Consider the following 16,018-nt stretch of genomic DNA (forward strand, 5'->3'; position numbering starts at 1 on the left):
GAGATAAGATGAAGAACGAATTTGAGAACTTTCAGGCGACTCCAAAGTTGACGCTTAACCCGTTTCAGGACGAGCCAAAACCTCAGATAGTGACAGAAGAAAAAGCGCCTGTGCTGGATGAGAATATTTTATCAGAGGAGGAACGGCGGGCGGTGGATGCCTTTGCCGCACAGATTGACTTGATGAACTCCAATGCGATCTTACAGTATGGGGCTGGGACCCAGAAGAAGATGGCGGATTTTTCCGAGGCGGCGTTGGAGAATGTGCGGACAAAGGATCTGGGAGAAGTGGGCGAGCTGCTTCAAGGAGTGGTGAAGGAGCTTCGCAGTTTTGACGAGGAGGAGGAAAAGGGCATCTTTGGAATCTTCAAGAAGGGCTCTGGCAGAATCCAGGCCATGAAAGCTAAGTATGCCAAGGCAGAGACGAATATCAACCAGATTTGCAGAGTACTGGAATCCCATCAGGTGCAGCTTCTTAAGGATGTTGCGGTGCTGGATAAGATGTATGAGCTGAATCTGACATATTTTAAAGAGTTGTCCATGTATATCCTGGCAGGAAAGAAGAAGCTTGCCGAGGTGCGAAGCACTAAGCTTCCCGAACTTCTTTCTAAGGCGTCGCGCTCAGGGCTTGCAGAGGATGCCCAGGCGGCAAGGGATTTAGATGCCATGTGCAACCGGTTCGAGAAGAAGATTCATGATCTGGAGCTGACTCGAACGGTTTCCATGCAGACGGCTCCCCAGATACGGCTGGTCCAGGGCAACGATACTTTGATGGTGGAGAAGATTCAGTCTACCATTGTCAATACCATTCCTCTCTGGAAAAGCCAGATGGTGCTGACCCTTGGCGTAGAGCATTCTGCCCAGGCTGCCGCCGCTCAGCGTGAAGTGACGGATATGACCAATGAGCTTCTGCGAAGGAATGCAGATAAGCTCAAGCTGGCGGTCACAGAGACGGCCAGGGAGTCGGAGAGGGGCATCGTGGAGATTGAGACTCTTAAGCATACCAACGAGACTTTAATCTCTACTCTTGATGAGGTGATGCAGATTCAGAGAGAGGGAAGGAAGAAGCGGGCAGAGGCAGAGCAGGAGATGGTGCGTTTGGAGCATGAGCTGAAGACAAAGCTTTTGCAGGTACAGGGCTAGTACGCTTTAGATAAAAACAAATAGGTCAGTGCACGAAAGGAATTATTTAGAAAAAAGCCTTGATTTTACAGGGATTTGGTGCTATACTGTGTAACAGTTACATAAGGAAATCGGCATAAGAGTGGACGGATGTTCACTCTTATTTGTTGGTAAGGAGGAATTTGCCGTTGACAAAGAGAGAGAGCTATGAACAGAAGACAGAAGATATCCTGAATCCCATAGTGGATGAGTACGGATTTGAACTCGTGGATGTGGAATATGTAAAGGAAGGCAGTACCTGGTATCTCAGGGCATATATTGATAAGCCTGATGGAATCAGTATTGACGATTGCGAAGCTGTGAGCCGCAGACTTTCGGATATCCTGGATGAGAAGGATTATATAGATGAGGCATACATCCTGGAGGTAAGCTCTCCCGGACTTGGCAGGCCTCTTAAAAAGGAGAAGGATTATAAGCGGAGTCTGGGAAAAGAAGTGGAGATTCGGACTTACCGTATGATTGAGAAGCAGAAGGAATTTACTGGAATTTTGAAGGAATATGACGAGACGACGGTAACCATCGAAGAGGACGGCGGGAATGTGAGAACATTTGAGAAGGCTGATATTGCGCTGATACGTCTTGCGTTTGATTTTTAAGAGATTGGCAAAGCTTTCGCGTTTGATTTTTTAGATAGGAGGATGATACGATGAATACGGAATTGTTAGAAGCGTTGAATATATTAGAAAAGGAAAAGGAGATCAGCAAAGAGACGCTGATGGATGCCATTGAAAATTCCTTACTGAATGCCTGTAAGAATCATTTTGGAAAAGCTGACAATATCAGGGTGATTATGGACAGAACGACCTGTGACTACAGACTGTTTGCGGAAAAGACGGTGGTGGAAGAAGTGGAGGATAAGCTGGAGGAGATCAGCTTAGAAGATGCCAGAGGTATTGACGGCAAGTATGAGCTTGGGGATATTGTGCAGATTCCTATTGAGTCCAAGTCTTTCGGCCGTATTGCGACTCAGAATGCGAAGAATCTGATTCTTCAGAAGATTCGTGAGGAGGAGCGAAAGGTGGTCTATGACCAGTATTTCGAGAAGGAGAAGGATATCGTCACCGGTATTGTACAGAGATATATTGGAAGGAACGTCAGCATCAACCTTGGGAAAGCAGATGCAATGCTGACGGAGAATGAGCAGGTGAAGGGGGAGGTATTTAAACCCACCGAACGTGTGAAGCTTTACATTGTGGAGGTTAAAAATACTACCAAGGGGCCGAAGATTCTGGTTTCCCGTACCCATCCGGAGCTTGTGAAGCGTCTCTTTGAGGCGGAGGTTACAGAGGTTAAGGACGGCGTGGTAGAGATTAAGAGCATTGCCAGAGAGGCGGGAAGCAGAACCAAGATTGCCGTGTGGTCCAATGATCCGGATGTGGATCCTGTGGGAGCCTGCGTGGGTATGAACGGAAGCCGTGTCAATGCCATTGTCAATGAGCTGAGAGGCGAGAAGATTGATATTATCAACTGGAGTGATAATCCGGCGATTTTAATTGAGAATGCCTTAAGTCCTGCCAAGGTCATTTCGGTTATGGCGGATCCGGATGACAAGACGGCGGGCGTAATCGTACCAGATTACCAGTTGTCCCTTGCCATCGGCAAGGAGGGACAGAATGCCAGGCTTGCCGCCAGGCTGACTGGCTATAAGATTGATATTAAGAGCGAGACCCAGGCGATTGAGTCCGGTGATCTTCCGGAGAATTATCTTGAGCTGAGTGAGGGCGTTTACGAAGAAGAATACGAGGAGACCTATCCTGAGGAGCATATAGAAGAATACGCAGAGGATGAAGGGCAGGCTGCTCCTTGGGAAGACGAGGGAGTTCATGATTCTGAGGCCGACGGTTATGACGGGGACAATGCAGAGGAATTTTCACAGGACGATTATGGCGAGGAAGACGAGATTATATTTCAGGAAGTAGAGGATTAGGTGATTATTTGAGTGCAAATAAAAAAGTACCCGTTCGCAGATGCGTAGGCTGTCAGGAGATGAAGGGTAAAAAAGAGATGATTCGAGTGATTCGGACGAAGGAGGGCCAGTTTATGCTGGATGCTACAGGCAAGAAAAACGGAAGGGGCGCATATATCTGCCCATCTGGAGAGTGTCTTAAGAAGGCGGTTTTGAATAAGGGACTTGAACGTTCATTTAAGCAGTCCATTCCGGCAGAAGTATATGAGGCATTGGAAAAGGAGATGGGATTACTTGGGTCAAAGGAGTAAAGCGTTGTCGCTCATTAGTTTGGCTACGAAGGCCCAAAAGACGGTCAGCGGGGAGTTTTGTACGGAGAAAGAAGTGAAGTCCGGCGCCGCCGCGTTGGTTGTCATAGCTAATGATGCGTCTGATAATACAAAGAAAAAGTTTAAGAATATGTGTGAGTTTTATCACGTGCCGATCTGTTTTTATAGAGACAAAGATACCTTGGGGCATGCAATGGGGAAACAGTTCCGGGCATCTCTGGCAATATTAGATCAGGGGTTTGCAAAGGGAATCAGAGAGAGTATGGATGCAGAAGATAACACAGTTGCATAGAGGAGGTAGTAAATATGGCAAAAATCAAAGTATATGAGTTGGCGAAGGAATTGGGTGTTCCAAGTAAGGAGGTACTTGAGTTCCTTGGCGGAAAAAATATAGAAGTAAAGAATCATATGAGCGCGCTGGAGGAGGCAGATGCTAATGTGGTAAGAAAAGGCATGGCAAAAGGCGAGCCGGCAGCGTTAAAGCAAGAGCAGGATGCTCCAAAGAAGAAGAATATTGTTCACGTTTTTCGTCCGCAGAATACCCAGAACGGAGCCAGGCAGGGAAAGAGAACAACAGGAAGAACGGCTCCGGCAGGCAGCGGACGGGGGGCTCAGACACAGGGGAAACCTATGCAGGTGAACAATGGCCGTCCAGCTAAGTCAGCTATGGCGCGTCCGGCAGGGGCTCCATCGGCTTCGGCTAAGTCGGTTATGGCACGTCCGGCAGAACCGGCGAAGCGTCCGGCAGCGTCCGACATCGTGGCGGCAACGGAGGCGGCAGAACCAATGAAGCGTCCAGCAGCGCCGGCAGAAAAGCCGCAGAATGTACAGCAGACGGCCAGAGAGGCAGAAAAGCCAGCAGACAGAGGCCCAGACCGTCCGGCAGCTTCCGAGAGGAAGCCGGCGCCAAGGCGTCAGGAGCGTTCTGAGCGCGGTGAGCGTTTTGAACGGGGACAGGACAGACGTACAGATTCCAGAGGCCCAAGGCCCCAGCGCGGGGAACGCTCTCAGGAGGGACGCGACAATCGTTTCCAGGGAGGAGACCGCGACAGAAATCGTGACAACCGCTTCCAGGGAGGGGACCGCGACAGAGACAGAAATCGCGACAATCGCTTCCAGGGAGGAGACCGCGACAGAGATAGAAACCGCGATAACCGCTTCCAGGGAGGGGACCGCGACAGAGACAGAAATCGCGACAATCGTTTCCAGGGAGGAGACCGCGACAGAGATCGCGACCGCGATAACCGCTTCCAGGGAGGGGATCGTGACAGAGACAGGAACCGCGATAACCGTTTCCAGGGAGGAGATCGTGACAGAGATCGAGATAGAGTACAGGGACGCAGACCCGGAGAAAGAGGCGACCGCCGCGGAGGCGAAAAAAGAAGCGGCAATTCCAGTATCCCGTCTCCTGCTGTGGAAGGGCAGAAGCCTCAGCGCAGCAAGGGAAAAGGTAAGGAAGACCATAAGAAAAAGGAATACCGCCGTGAGGAGGAGGAAGACAGGAATCTTAAGGGCAAGAAAAAGAATGACACAAAGCAGCAGTTCCAGAAGCCTCAGCAGCGTGAGCAGAAGGTGGAGGAAGAAATTAAATCTATCGTGATTCCTGAGGTTTTGACCATCAAAGAGCTGTCAGATAAGATGAAGATCGTGCCTTCTGTCATCGTCAAGAAATTGTTTATGCAGGGCAAAATTGTGACTGTGAACCAGGAGATTGACTATGAGACTGCGGAAGGAATTGCGTTGGAGTTCGATGTACTCTGTGAGAAGGAGGAGGTCGTAGACGTAATCGAGGAGCTTCTTAAGGAGGACGAGGAGGATGAAAGCACCATGAAGAAGCGTCCGCCTGTAGTCTGTGTTATGGGTCATGTTGACCATGGCAAGACCTCCCTTCTGGATGCGATCCGTCATACGAATGTCATTGACAAAGAGGCAGGCGGCATTACACAGCACATCGGCGCTTATGTGGTGGATGTAAATGGTGAAAAGATTACCTTCCTGGATACGCCGGGACATGAGGCATTTACTGCCATGCGTATGCGCGGAGCCAGCTCTACGGATATCGCAATCCTGGTGGTTGCTGCGGATGACGGCGTGATGCCTCAGACTGTGGAGGCGATTAACCATGCAAAAGCGGCAGGCGTTGAGATTGTGGTTGCAGTCAATAAGATTGATAAGCCCAGCGCCAATATTGAGCGTGTGAAGCAGGAGCTCACCGAGTATGAACTAATTCCGGAGGACTGGGGCGGAAGCACAGTGTTTGTGCCAGTATCAGCTAAGACCGGACAGGGGCTTGAAGACCTGATGGAGATGATTGTCCTGACTGCAGAGGTGCTTGAGCTTAAGGCTAATTCTGACCGCCGCGCCAGAGGGCTTGTGCTGGAGGCTCAGCTTGACAAGGGAAGAGGCTCAGTGGCCACCGTCCTGGTACAGAAGGGTATTCTGCGGGTAGGAGATTCCATTGCGGCAGGCTCAGCCTATGGTAAGGTAAGAGCTATGATGGATGATAAGGGCAGACGTGTAAAAGAGGCGGGTCCTTCCATGCCAGTGGAGATTCTGGGCTTAAATGACGTGCCCAACGCAGGAGAAGTGTTTGTAGCGTGCGAGAATGATAAAGAGGCTAGAAGCTTTGCGGAGACGTTTATCTCACAGAGCAAGGCGAAGCTGATTGAGGATACGAAGTCAAAGCTGTCTCTGGATGATTTGTTCAGCCAGATTCAGGAGGGTAATTTAAAAGAGTTGGGAATCGTCGTAAAGGCGGATGTACAGGGCTCCGTGGAGGCTATGAAACAGAGCCTTCTGAAGCTGACCAACGAGGAGGTTGTGGTGAAGATCATCCATGGCGGCGTGGGCGCCATCAACGAGTCCGACGTAAGCCTTGCGTCTGCCTCCAACGCAATCATCATTGGATTCAACGTGCGTCCTGATGCGACAGCGAAGGAGACGGCGGACAGAGAAGGCGTGGATATCCGGCTGTACCGCGTTATCTATAATGCGATTGAAGACGTAGAGGCAGCAATGAAGGGTATGTTAGACCCGATCTTTGAGGAGAAGGTGCTTGGCCACGCAGAAGTACGTCAGACCTTCAAGGCGTCCGGAGTGGGAACCATTGCCGGTTCTTATGTACTGGATGGAACCTTCGAGAGAGACTGTTCTGTACGCCTGACCAGAGATGGAATTGTGATCTTTGAAGGACCTCTTGCATCCCTTAGACGATTCAAGGATGATGTAAAAGAAGTCAGAGCGGGATACGAGTGCGGATTTGTGTTCGCTAACTTTAACGATATTAAGGAAGGCGACCTTGTAGAAGCATTCAAGATGGTAGAAATCCCAAGATAGATAGGGGTGTAAGAAAATGAGAAAGAGAAGCATAAAGAATACCAGGGTCAATACCGAGGTCCAGAGAGAACTCAGTGATATTATCAGGAATATGAAGGACCCCCGCGTCGCGCCATGGACCTCCGTGGTCGCGGCGGAGGTTGCGCCGGATCTTAAGACCTGTAAGGCGTATATCAGTGTGCTTGGCGGTAAGAAGGAGCAGGAGGATACCATTGCGGGTCTTACCAATGGGGAGGGGTTCATCCGGCGTGAGCTTGCCCGTACGCTGAATATGCGGAACACGCCGGAGATACATTTTGTGTTGGACCAGTCCATTGAGTATGGGGTAAATATGTCCAGGAAGATTGACGAAGTGACCAGGAATATTTCAACGGAAGGGGATGCTGATGCTGAATAAGATTCTGAAAAATGCCGTGACAATCGCTATCGGCGGTCATATCCGTCCGGATGGGGATTGTGTAGGATCAAGTATGGGATTGTACCATTATATTAGGGATAATTACAACGATAAAAAAGTGGACGTGTATCTGGAGGAGATACCAGATAAATTCTACTGCCTGAAATCCACGGAACTCATCCGGCATGAGATTGCAGAAGATAAAGAGTACGACCTGTTTATCAGTCTGGACTGTGGCGATAAGGAGCGTCTGGGATTCTCTGCCTCTCTTTTTGACAAGGCCAAGAGAACCTATTGTATTGACCATCATATCAGCAACACGGGATTTGCTCAGGATGAATATACTGTGGCGGACGCCAGCTCCACCTGTGAGCTGGTCTACCAGCTCATGGAGTATGATAAGATTTCCCTGGATACGGCGGAGGCCCTCTACCTGGGTATTGTGCATGATACGGGTGTATTTCAGTATACCTGTGCGACTCCCTCCACGTTCCGAATGGCGGCAAGCCTTCTGGAGAAGGGGGTGGATGGCGCCAGACTTATTCAGGACACATATTATGAGAAGACCTATGCCCAGAACCAGATTTTGGGACGTACCCTCCTTGAGAGCATACTGTTTATGGATAAGACCTGTATCGCGTCCTACGTGACCAAGAAGACCATGGATTTCTATGGTGTGAAGGTAAAGGATTTAGACGGAATCGTAAGCCAGCTTCGGGTCACAAAGGATGTTGAGGTAGCAATCTTCATGTATGAGCTGGAGACGAATGTTTTCAAGGTAAGCTTACGCTCCAAGGAGAGAGTGGACGTGAGCAAGGTTGCAAAGTATTTCGGCGGCGGCGGCCACAAGAAGGCTGCCGGACTTACTATGGCGGGGACGTACTACGATGTGCTCAATAATCTGTCCAGGCAGATTGAGGCCCAGATGATGCAAAAATAAAGATGGCGGGGATACATATGATACATGGAATTCTGAATGTGCGAAAGGAGAAGGGCTATACGTCCCATGACGTGGTGGCGAAGATACGGGGAATTACCCATCAGAAAAAAATTGGCCATACAGGAACCCTTGATCCGGATGCGGTCGGGGTTCTGCCGGTGTGTCTTGGACGGGCAACCAGGCTGTGTGATCTAATTACAGACAGAGATAAGACCTATGAAACTGTGCTGCTTCTTGGACGGGCGACAGACACTCAGGATACCAGCGGACAGACGATTCGGATGGGAGATACGTCTCACCTTACGGAAGATGAGGTGAGAGAAGCAGTCATGGGATTTGTGGGAGACTATGATCAGATACCGCCCATGTACTCGGCTCTTAAGGTGAACGGCAGGAAGCTTTACGAGCTTGCCCGTGAGGGAAAAGAAGTCGTAAGAAAGGCAAGGCAGGTTCAGCTTCTTGGTATCGAGCTTCTTAAAATCCAGCTTCCCAGGGTGCATATGAGAGTAACCTGCTCGAAGGGAACCTATATCCGTACCCTGTGCCACGATATCGGAGATAAGCTTGGGTGCGGCGGTTGTATGGAAGAACTGGTACGCATACGCGTAGGTCGGTTTTTATTGGAGGACAGCGTAACTCTTGATACGCTGGCAGAGAAATATAAGGAGGGATGCCTTGGAAAGCTATTGCTTCCTATGGATGGAATGTTTAAGGAGTATCCAGGGCTGACTGTTGGGGGAAGATGGGATTCTCTGGCAAAGAACGGCAATCCGCTTCCAGGACATGCGTTTCTTGACGCTTCAGACCCCAGGGGATGGAAAGACGGGAAGGCGCAGGAGCATCCTGAATATGTCCGAATCTATGACGAGAAGGGGCAGTTCATTGCAGTCTGCCGTTGGCAGAAGGAGGAATATCGGATTGTGAAGATGTTCTATATAAGCGGAGAATAACAGCAGTGGTAGAGTAAAGAGGAACAGATATGCAATACATCAATAGACTGTCTGATTATGAGGGCAGGAGGGAATCAGCAGTAACCTTTGGCAAATTCGACGGCCTGCACACAGGGCATCAAAAGCTTATAGAGCAGGTTCAGAGCTTGGGGGAAGCCGAAGGGCTTGTTAGGATCGTGTGCGCATTTGACATGCACCCTTTGTGGGAGAGGATTGGAAAGACGCCGCGTATGCTGATGACAGGCAGGGAAAGACAGAGGCAGCTTTCAGAAAAGGTGAATGTTCTGGTGGAATGTCCCTTTACCTTGGAGTTCAGTAAAATTCACGCAGAAGAATTTATACGTGATATTGTAAGCAAAAGGCTTTGCGCCAGATACGTGGTAGTCGGGACAGATTTTCAGTTTGGTTATGAAAAACAGGGAGATATCCATATGCTTCGGCAGTTTGAGGAGGTCTACGGATATCGCTTGATTGTAATCGAGAAGGAACGATATGAGGACCGTGTCATCAGCAGCACTTATATTAAGGAGCTTATAAGCGGGGGAGACCTTGCCCTTGCAAACCGGCTTCTGGGATATTCCTACGGAATCACCGGACAGGTAGAGCATGGGAAAAAGCTTGGGAGAACCTTAGGTTTTCCAACCCTTAACGTGGCGTGGCAGAAGGGAAAGCTTGTGCCGCCCCGCGGGGTGTATCTGAGCAATGTACAGGTGGACGGACAGTGGTTTCACGGAATCTCCAATGTGGGTGTGAAGCCGACGGTCAGCAAAGAGGAAAGGGTATTGATAGAAAGTTTTCTGTTTGGTTACGACGGGGATGCCTATGGGAAGGAAGTGACCATCGAGCTCCTTGCTTTTCGGAGACCGGAGTGTGTGTTTGGAAGCGTTTCCGAGTTGAAAGCATGCATTGACAGGGATATTGAGTACGGAAAACGTTTCTTTGGAATGTAGAGTAAAGGAGAATACGAATGAGGATCACGACAATTTTTATGCTGCTCGGAGGACTGGGATTCTTCCTGTACGGGATGAAGATGATGAGTGAGGGACTCGAAAAGGCAGCCGGTGCAAAGATGCGCAGCATATTGGAATTCTTTACCAAGAACCGGTTTATCGGTATGATGGTTGGAATTGTGTTTACCGCAATCATACAGTCATCCAATGCAACCACGGTTATGGTCGTTAGTTTTGTGAATTCGGGGCTGATGAATCTCATGCAGGCGTCGGGAGTTATCTTAGGTGCGAATATCGGGACAACCATCACAGGGCAGTTGATTGCCTTTAACCTGTCGGACATTGCGCCTTTGATTGTCATCATTGGCGTGGTGATGGTCATGTTTTGCAAGAAGCAGGGGATTAAGAAAATTGGGGAGGTTATCTTAGGCTTTGGTATCCTGTTTATGGGCTTAAGCATCATGGGAGACAGCATGGAGGCGGTCAAGGAATCCCCAAGGGTTATTGAATTCCTTTCGTCTCTGACAAACCCCTTTGCGGCGATTCTGACGGGATTTGCCATTACGGCTGTGCTGCAGAGTTCATCTGCCACTGTGGGTATCATCCTGCTGATGGTATCTCAGAACCTTTTGGAATTTGCCATTTGTCCGTTTATGATACTTGGCTGTAACATTGGCGCCTGCGTGTCTGCGCTGGTGGCAAGCTTAAGCGGCAAGAAGGACGCAAAGCGGGCGGCTCTGATTCATTTTTTGTTCAATGTGATTGGGTCTGCCGTGATGTTTATCATCCTTTGGATTGCCATTGAGCCGTTTACAGACATGATGCTCTATATCTCCGGCGGCAATCTTGCCAGGTCGGTTGCCAATGTACATACCTTGATGAAGGTCTTTGAAGTGGCGATGCTGTTCCCGTTCATGGGATGGATTGTAAAGGCTACTTACCGGATTGTTCCGGGCGAGGATGAGACGGCGGAGGATGAGTACGAGCTGCCGTTCATCGGTACTGGAAAGATTCTGTCTACAACCACGGCTGTGGTAAACGGAATCGCGGAAATCGAGCATATGGGAAAGGTAGCCACAGAAAATCTGCGGGTTGCCATGGAGGTTTTGTGTAATCCCGACGAGGAGAAGATTCAGGAGGTCTACCAGCGGGAGAAGTACATTGATTATATGAACAGTAAGATTACGGATTATCTGGTCCAGGCAAATGAGCTTGTGCTGCCGATTGCGGATGAGCGTCTAATCGGCGGACTGTTCCATGTGGTCAATGATATCGAGCGTGTAGGCGACCATGCAGAGAATATTGCAGATTCGGCAAAGACAAGGCTTGATAGGGGGATTGATTTCAGTGAAAAGGCAAAGCGCCAGCTTCAGGAGATGAACGAAAAGGCTGTCATGATTATGGAGTATTCACTGGAAATGTTCAAGAATCGAAACTACAAGCATATGGCGGAGATTCTGCGGCTGGAGGACGAGATTGATGAGATGGAGAAGAAATTACAGAATTCCCACGTAAAACGTCTGACCAAGAATAAGTGTACTCCAAAAGCGGGAATGATGTTCTCAGATACGGTTTCTGGCTTAGAGCGTGTGGGCGACCACGCCACCAACATTGCCTTTGCAATCTTGGAGCCGGCAGAGTCTGTGGACTCTGTGGATGATGATGAAGACGAATAGTTACTGTTAGAGCCGTATTCACAGCAACTAAAATAATTCTTTACATGTGCCATGCACTGTGCTATACTTGACTGGTGTGAAAGCCGATGTTCGGTAAATGGAAGCTCCAACCCTTACTTAATATCAGGCGTTTATTGAATTAAAAGGAGGATAAGAACATGATTTCCAAAGAGAGGAAAGAACAGATTGTAGCAGACTATGGAAGGTCACAGGGGGATACCGGTTCTCCGGAGGTACAGATCGCAATCCTGACAGCAAGGATTAACGACTTAACCGAGCATTTCAAGAGCAATCCGAAGGATCATCATTCAAGAAGAGGTCTTCTTAAGATGGTTGGACAGAGAAGAGGACTGCTTGCATATCTGAAGAAGACGGATATCGAGAGATATCGTACACTAATCGAGAGATTGGGACTTAGAAAATAGTTATATGGAAGGGCGCAGATTGATTTTGCTGCGTCCTTCATTAAAAACTGTCGGAAAATGGCTGGTATACCTGTATCAGTTGTATTTCGGCAGTTAATTAGTGGATGGAAGTATTATCCGAGACCACTGAAAAGCATATTTGTATCTGTGTAAATGTGTTTTTCAGTAGTTTCGGCATCTTTCATTCACGGAAATGTATCATAAAAAGGAGAAAATGTATGTACAAAAAATTTGAGATGGAGTTAGCCGGAAGAAAGCTCTGTGTAGATGTGGACAGAGTGGCGAAGCAGGCAAATGGCGCCGTACTGATGCATTACGGGGATACCACCGTACTGTGTACGGCTACGGCTTCTGAGAAGCCAAGAGAGGGAATTGATTTCTTCCCCTTAAGCGTAGAATATAACGAGAGACTGTATTCCGTAGGAAAGATTCCTGGCGGATTCAATAAGAGAGAGGGGAAAGCTTCTGAGAATGCGATTCTTACCTGCCGTGTTATTGACCGTCCTATGCGTCCTTTGTTCCCTAAGGATTACCGAAATGATGTGACTCTTGAGAATCTGGTGCTGTCTGTGGATCAAGACTGCTCGCCAGAGCTTACGGCCATGTTGGGAGCTGCCATTGCAACCAGTATTTCTGATATTCCTTTTGACGGGCCGATTTCCACCACTCAGGTGGGACTGGTAGAGGGTGAGTTTGTGTTTAACCCAACGGTGGCCCAAAAGGAGGTATCCGACCTTGCGCTGACTGTGGCGTCCACCAAGGAAAAGGTTATCATGATTGAGGCAGGAGCCAATGAAGTTCCTGAACAGCAGATGATTGAGGCGATTTTTGCTGCCCATGAGATGAACCAGAAGGTGATTGCATTTATCGACACCATCGTGGCAGAGTGCGGCAAGGACAAGCATGAATATGAGAGCTGCGCGGTTCCAGAGGAGTTGTTTGCGGCAATCCGTGAGATTGTTTCTCCGGAGGCAATGGAGGAAGCCGTATTTACAGATGAGAAGCAGGTGCGTGAAGAAAACATCCGCCAGATTACTGAGAAGCTTAAGGAAGCATTTGCAGAAAAAGAAGAATGGCTTGCCCTCCTTGGGGAAGCGGTATACCAGTACCAGAAAAAGACGGTGCGCAAGATGATCTTGAAGGATCATAAGCGTCCTGACGGAAGGGCCATCGACCAGATTCGTCCGCTGGCGGCTGAGATTGACCTGATTCCAAGGGTTCACGGCTCTGCAATGTTTACCCGCGGACAGACCCAAATCTGTACCATTACAACCTTAGCTCCCCTTGCGGAGGCACAAAGGCTTGACGGGCTTGACGAAACAGAGACTTCCAAGAGATATATGCACCACTATAATTTCCCGTCTTATTCCGTGGGAGAGACAAGGCCCTCAAGAGGACCGGGACGCCGTGAGATCGGCCATGGGGCGCTGGCGGAGAGGGCGCTGATTCCCGTACTTCCAAGTGAGACGGAATTCCCTTATGCAATCCGTACCGTGTCTGAGACTTTTGAGTCCAACGGCTCTACGTCACAGGCAAGTATCTGTGCCTCCTCCATGTCGCTGATGACGGCTGGAGTGCCCATTAAGGCGGCGGTTGCAGGTATCTCCGCAGGTCTGGTGACCGGTGAGACGGACGACGATTATCTGGTGCTTACGGATATTCAGGGACTTGAGGATTTCTTTGGAGATATGGATTTTAAGGTTGCCGGAACCCATAAGGGAATCACGGCGATTCAGATGGATATCAAAATTCATGGTCTGACAAGACCGATTATTGAGGAGGCAATCGCGGCCACCAAGAAGGCGAGAACCTATATTCTTGACGAGGTGATGGAAAAGACCATTGACAAGCCAAGACCGGAGGTAGGGCCTTATGCGCCAAAGATTATCCAGATGCAGATTGACCCACAGAAGATTGGAGATGTTGTGGGACAGCGGGGCAAGACCATCAATGCGATTATTGAGCAGACTGGTGTGAAGATTGACATTACGGACGATGGTTCTGTGTCTATCTGCGGAACGGATGCCCAGAGTATGGACGAGGCGAGAAAGCTGATTTATATCATTGTCACTGACTTCGAGGCTGGACAGGTTTTGGAAGGAAAGGTTGTCAGCATCAAGGAGTTTGGCGCGTTTATCGAATTCGCACCGGGCAAGGAGGGAATGGTGCACATTTCCAAGATTGCCAAGGAGAGAGTAAGACAGGTGGAGGATGTACTGACACTGGGAGACGTGGTGAAGGTAGTCTGCTTGGGCAAGGATAAGATGGGACGGATTTCATTTAGTATGAAGGACGTTGCTGAGTAGAATAGGGACATACCGATAGAGGGATGCTGCAGGATTATTAATTTGATGATAATTCTGTAGCATCTCTTTTTTTGTTTACCCCATCAATCCAAAGAGAATTTTATTCATAAATGCGATGCCTGTACATATATTGGAATTAAGAGGTGGACAGATATGTTAAATGACAGAATTTTAAGAGTCCTGCCCCGAAATGTCCGGCTTGCGCTAAATAGGGAACGGTTTATTGCTTCCGATATACACGAGCTCAGGCTTCGGGTGGGAAAGCCCCTTCTTGTGATTTGCAAAGGTGGTGAGCGAATGATTGGAAATGAACGGGACGGGCCATATACGGTTACCAAGGAGGACGTAAGGGAAATGCTTGAGTATGTCAGCAATTTTTCCTTATATGCATACGAGCAGGAAATGAAGCAGGGATTTATTACGATTGAGGGAGGGCATAGAGTGGGGATTACAGGTCAGGCAATCATAGAGAATGGAACGGTGAAGAATCTGCGCTATATATCTTCCATTAATCTTCGGATGTCCCATGAGGTTTTAGGGTGTGCGGATTCCGTATTTCCATATATCACACAGGAGGGAAGGCTATGCCATACACTAATCGTCTCTCCGCCAGGGTGCGGTAAAACGACGCTGCTTCGGGACATGATACGCCAGATTTCCGACGGGAACCGCTGGATTTCGGGCATGACGGTGGGGGTGGTGGATGAACGGTCGGAGATTGGCGGATGCTTAAGGGGCGTTGCGCAAAATGAGCTGGGGCTTCGTACCGATATTCTGGACGGATGCCCGAAGGCAGAAGGAATGACCATGCTGCTTCGCTCTATGAGTCCGGCAGTTCTGGCTGTGGACGAGATTGGGTCAGCGAAGGATGTACATGCCATTGAACACGCTATGCACTGTGGCTGCCGGATGCTTGCCACGATTCATGCAAATTCCATGGAGGAGCTTCGCAGGAAACCGCTGATTGACTGCATGGTGGCAAAGAAATGGTTTGAGAGGTATATTCTGCTGGGAAACCGTGAGCGCGTCGGGCAGATTAACGGACTGTTCGACAGTCGGGGAAGCCTTCTCTACAGTGAGACAGTGAGTGCATCATGCTGCTGAAAACCATGGGTGGTGTGCTGGTCATTGCAGCCACATCTATGTGGGGGCACGCTGCGGCAGAGAGGGTGAAGAATAGTTATGACCAGCTTCAATATCTGCAAAAGCTTTTGTATCTGTTAAGGAGTGAGATTTTATATGCCAGGTCTTATTTAGGAGAGGCATTTCTACAGATTGGACAGAAGGCAAAAAGCCCCTACCGTGAATGGCTCCTTGGGCTGTGCAGCCAGATGGAGGGAGAAAGGGGCGGCACATTTGCCGAAATGTGGGAGGTAAGTACAAAAGCCGGCCTTAAGGATTCAGGGCTTTTGGAAAGTGAGCTTCTCCGCCTTGCCGCCTTTGGAAGCCAGCTTGGAATCGCAGATGCCGAGATGCAGGTTAAGCTTTTGGATTTATATCTGGATGAGCTCAGGTTGACTATGGATGAGCTGCGGGAGGAAATGCGGACGAAGATAAGGATATGCCATTGCCTTGGAGTAATGAGCGGAATCTTTATTACGGTCTTATTGATATAGAGGGAG

15 protein-coding genes are annotated in these 16,018 nt (G+C 49.1%); all 15 read left to right on the forward strand.

Annotated elements, in window-relative coordinates:
- Positions 1-8: 8 nt before the first annotated feature.
- Positions 9-1,142, forward strand: coding sequence for a toxic anion resistance protein (locus tag GN277_RS11570; RefSeq protein ID WP_159751176.1), 1,134 nt, complete (start codon positions 9-11; stop codon positions 1,140-1,142).
- Between the two features lie 167 nt (positions 1,143-1,309).
- Complete coding sequence (locus tag GN277_RS11575) at positions 1,310-1,777, forward strand: ribosome maturation factor RimP (protein WP_159751177.1); 468 nt, start codon at positions 1,310-1,312, stop codon at positions 1,775-1,777.
- Positions 1,778-1,827: 50 nt separating this feature from the next.
- Positions 1,828-3,108 carry a transcription termination factor NusA gene (gene nusA, locus GN277_RS11580; RefSeq protein WP_159751178.1) on the forward strand — a complete coding sequence of 427 codons (1,281 nt, stop codon included), beginning with the start codon at positions 1,828-1,830 and terminating at the stop codon, positions 3,106-3,108.
- A gap of 8 nt (positions 3,109-3,116) precedes the next feature.
- Positions 3,117-3,398 (forward strand): RNase P modulator RnpM, encoded by a 282-nt coding sequence (rnpM, locus tag GN277_RS11585; RefSeq protein WP_159751179.1) that lies wholly within the window; start codon positions 3,117-3,119, stop codon positions 3,396-3,398.
- The gene (locus GN277_RS11590; protein ID WP_330587231.1) at positions 3,382-3,708 is read left to right on the forward strand and encodes a L7Ae/L30e/S12e/Gadd45 family ribosomal protein; all 327 of its coding nucleotides are present in this window, start codon (positions 3,382-3,384) and stop codon (positions 3,706-3,708) included. The genes rnpM and GN277_RS11590 overlap by 17 nt, the downstream gene beginning before the upstream one ends.
- Before the next feature lie 14 nt (positions 3,709-3,722).
- Positions 3,723-6,752 carry a translation initiation factor IF-2 gene (gene infB / locus GN277_RS11595; protein WP_159751181.1) on the forward strand — a complete coding sequence of 1,010 codons (3,030 nt, stop codon included), beginning with the start codon at positions 3,723-3,725 and terminating at the stop codon, positions 6,750-6,752.
- A gap of 16 nt (positions 6,753-6,768) precedes the next feature.
- Positions 6,769-7,149, forward strand: a complete 381-nt coding sequence (gene rbfA / locus GN277_RS11600; protein ID WP_159751182.1) for a 30S ribosome-binding factor RbfA — start codon at positions 6,769-6,771, stop codon at positions 7,147-7,149.
- The gene (locus GN277_RS11605) at positions 7,139-8,089 is read left to right on the forward strand and encodes a DHH family phosphoesterase (protein WP_159751183.1); all 951 of its coding nucleotides are present in this window, start codon (positions 7,139-7,141) and stop codon (positions 8,087-8,089) included. Before rbfA ends, GN277_RS11605 begins: the two co-directional genes overlap by 11 nt.
- 17 nt (positions 8,090-8,106) lie before the next feature.
- Positions 8,107-9,039, forward strand: coding sequence for a tRNA pseudouridine(55) synthase TruB (gene truB, locus GN277_RS11610; RefSeq protein WP_159751184.1), 933 nt, complete (start codon positions 8,107-8,109; stop codon positions 9,037-9,039).
- A 29-nt stretch (positions 9,040-9,068) separates the two neighbouring features.
- Positions 9,069-9,989: a riboflavin biosynthesis protein RibF gene (ribF, locus tag GN277_RS11615; protein ID WP_159751185.1), complete on the forward strand. Its 921-nt coding sequence runs from the start codon at positions 9,069-9,071 to the stop codon at positions 9,987-9,989.
- 17 nt (positions 9,990-10,006) lie between these two features.
- Positions 10,007-11,665 (forward strand): Na/Pi cotransporter family protein, encoded by a 1,659-nt coding sequence (locus tag GN277_RS11620; RefSeq protein ID WP_159751186.1) that lies wholly within the window; start codon positions 10,007-10,009, stop codon positions 11,663-11,665.
- 158 nt (positions 11,666-11,823) lie between these two features.
- Positions 11,824-12,090: a 30S ribosomal protein S15 gene (gene rpsO, locus GN277_RS11625; RefSeq protein WP_159751187.1), complete on the forward strand. Its 267-nt coding sequence runs from the start codon at positions 11,824-11,826 to the stop codon at positions 12,088-12,090.
- A gap of 218 nt (positions 12,091-12,308) precedes the next feature.
- Positions 12,309-14,396: a polyribonucleotide nucleotidyltransferase gene (locus GN277_RS11630; protein WP_159751188.1), complete on the forward strand. Its 2,088-nt coding sequence runs from the start codon at positions 12,309-12,311 to the stop codon at positions 14,394-14,396.
- 153 nt (positions 14,397-14,549) lie between these two features.
- Positions 14,550-15,500 carry a stage III sporulation protein AA gene (spoIIIAA, locus tag GN277_RS11635; RefSeq protein ID WP_159751189.1) on the forward strand — a complete coding sequence of 317 codons (951 nt, stop codon included), beginning with the start codon at positions 14,550-14,552 and terminating at the stop codon, positions 15,498-15,500.
- The gene (locus tag GN277_RS11640) at positions 15,491-16,012 is read left to right on the forward strand and encodes a stage III sporulation protein AB (RefSeq protein WP_159751190.1); all 522 of its coding nucleotides are present in this window, start codon (positions 15,491-15,493) and stop codon (positions 16,010-16,012) included. Before spoIIIAA ends, GN277_RS11640 begins: the two co-directional genes overlap by 10 nt.
- The last annotated feature ends 6 nt before the right edge of the window (positions 16,013-16,018 follow it).

It is taken from the genome of Sporofaciens musculi (assembly GCF_009830285.1).
Lineage (GTDB): Bacteria > Bacillota > Clostridia > Lachnospirales > Lachnospiraceae > Sporofaciens > Sporofaciens musculi.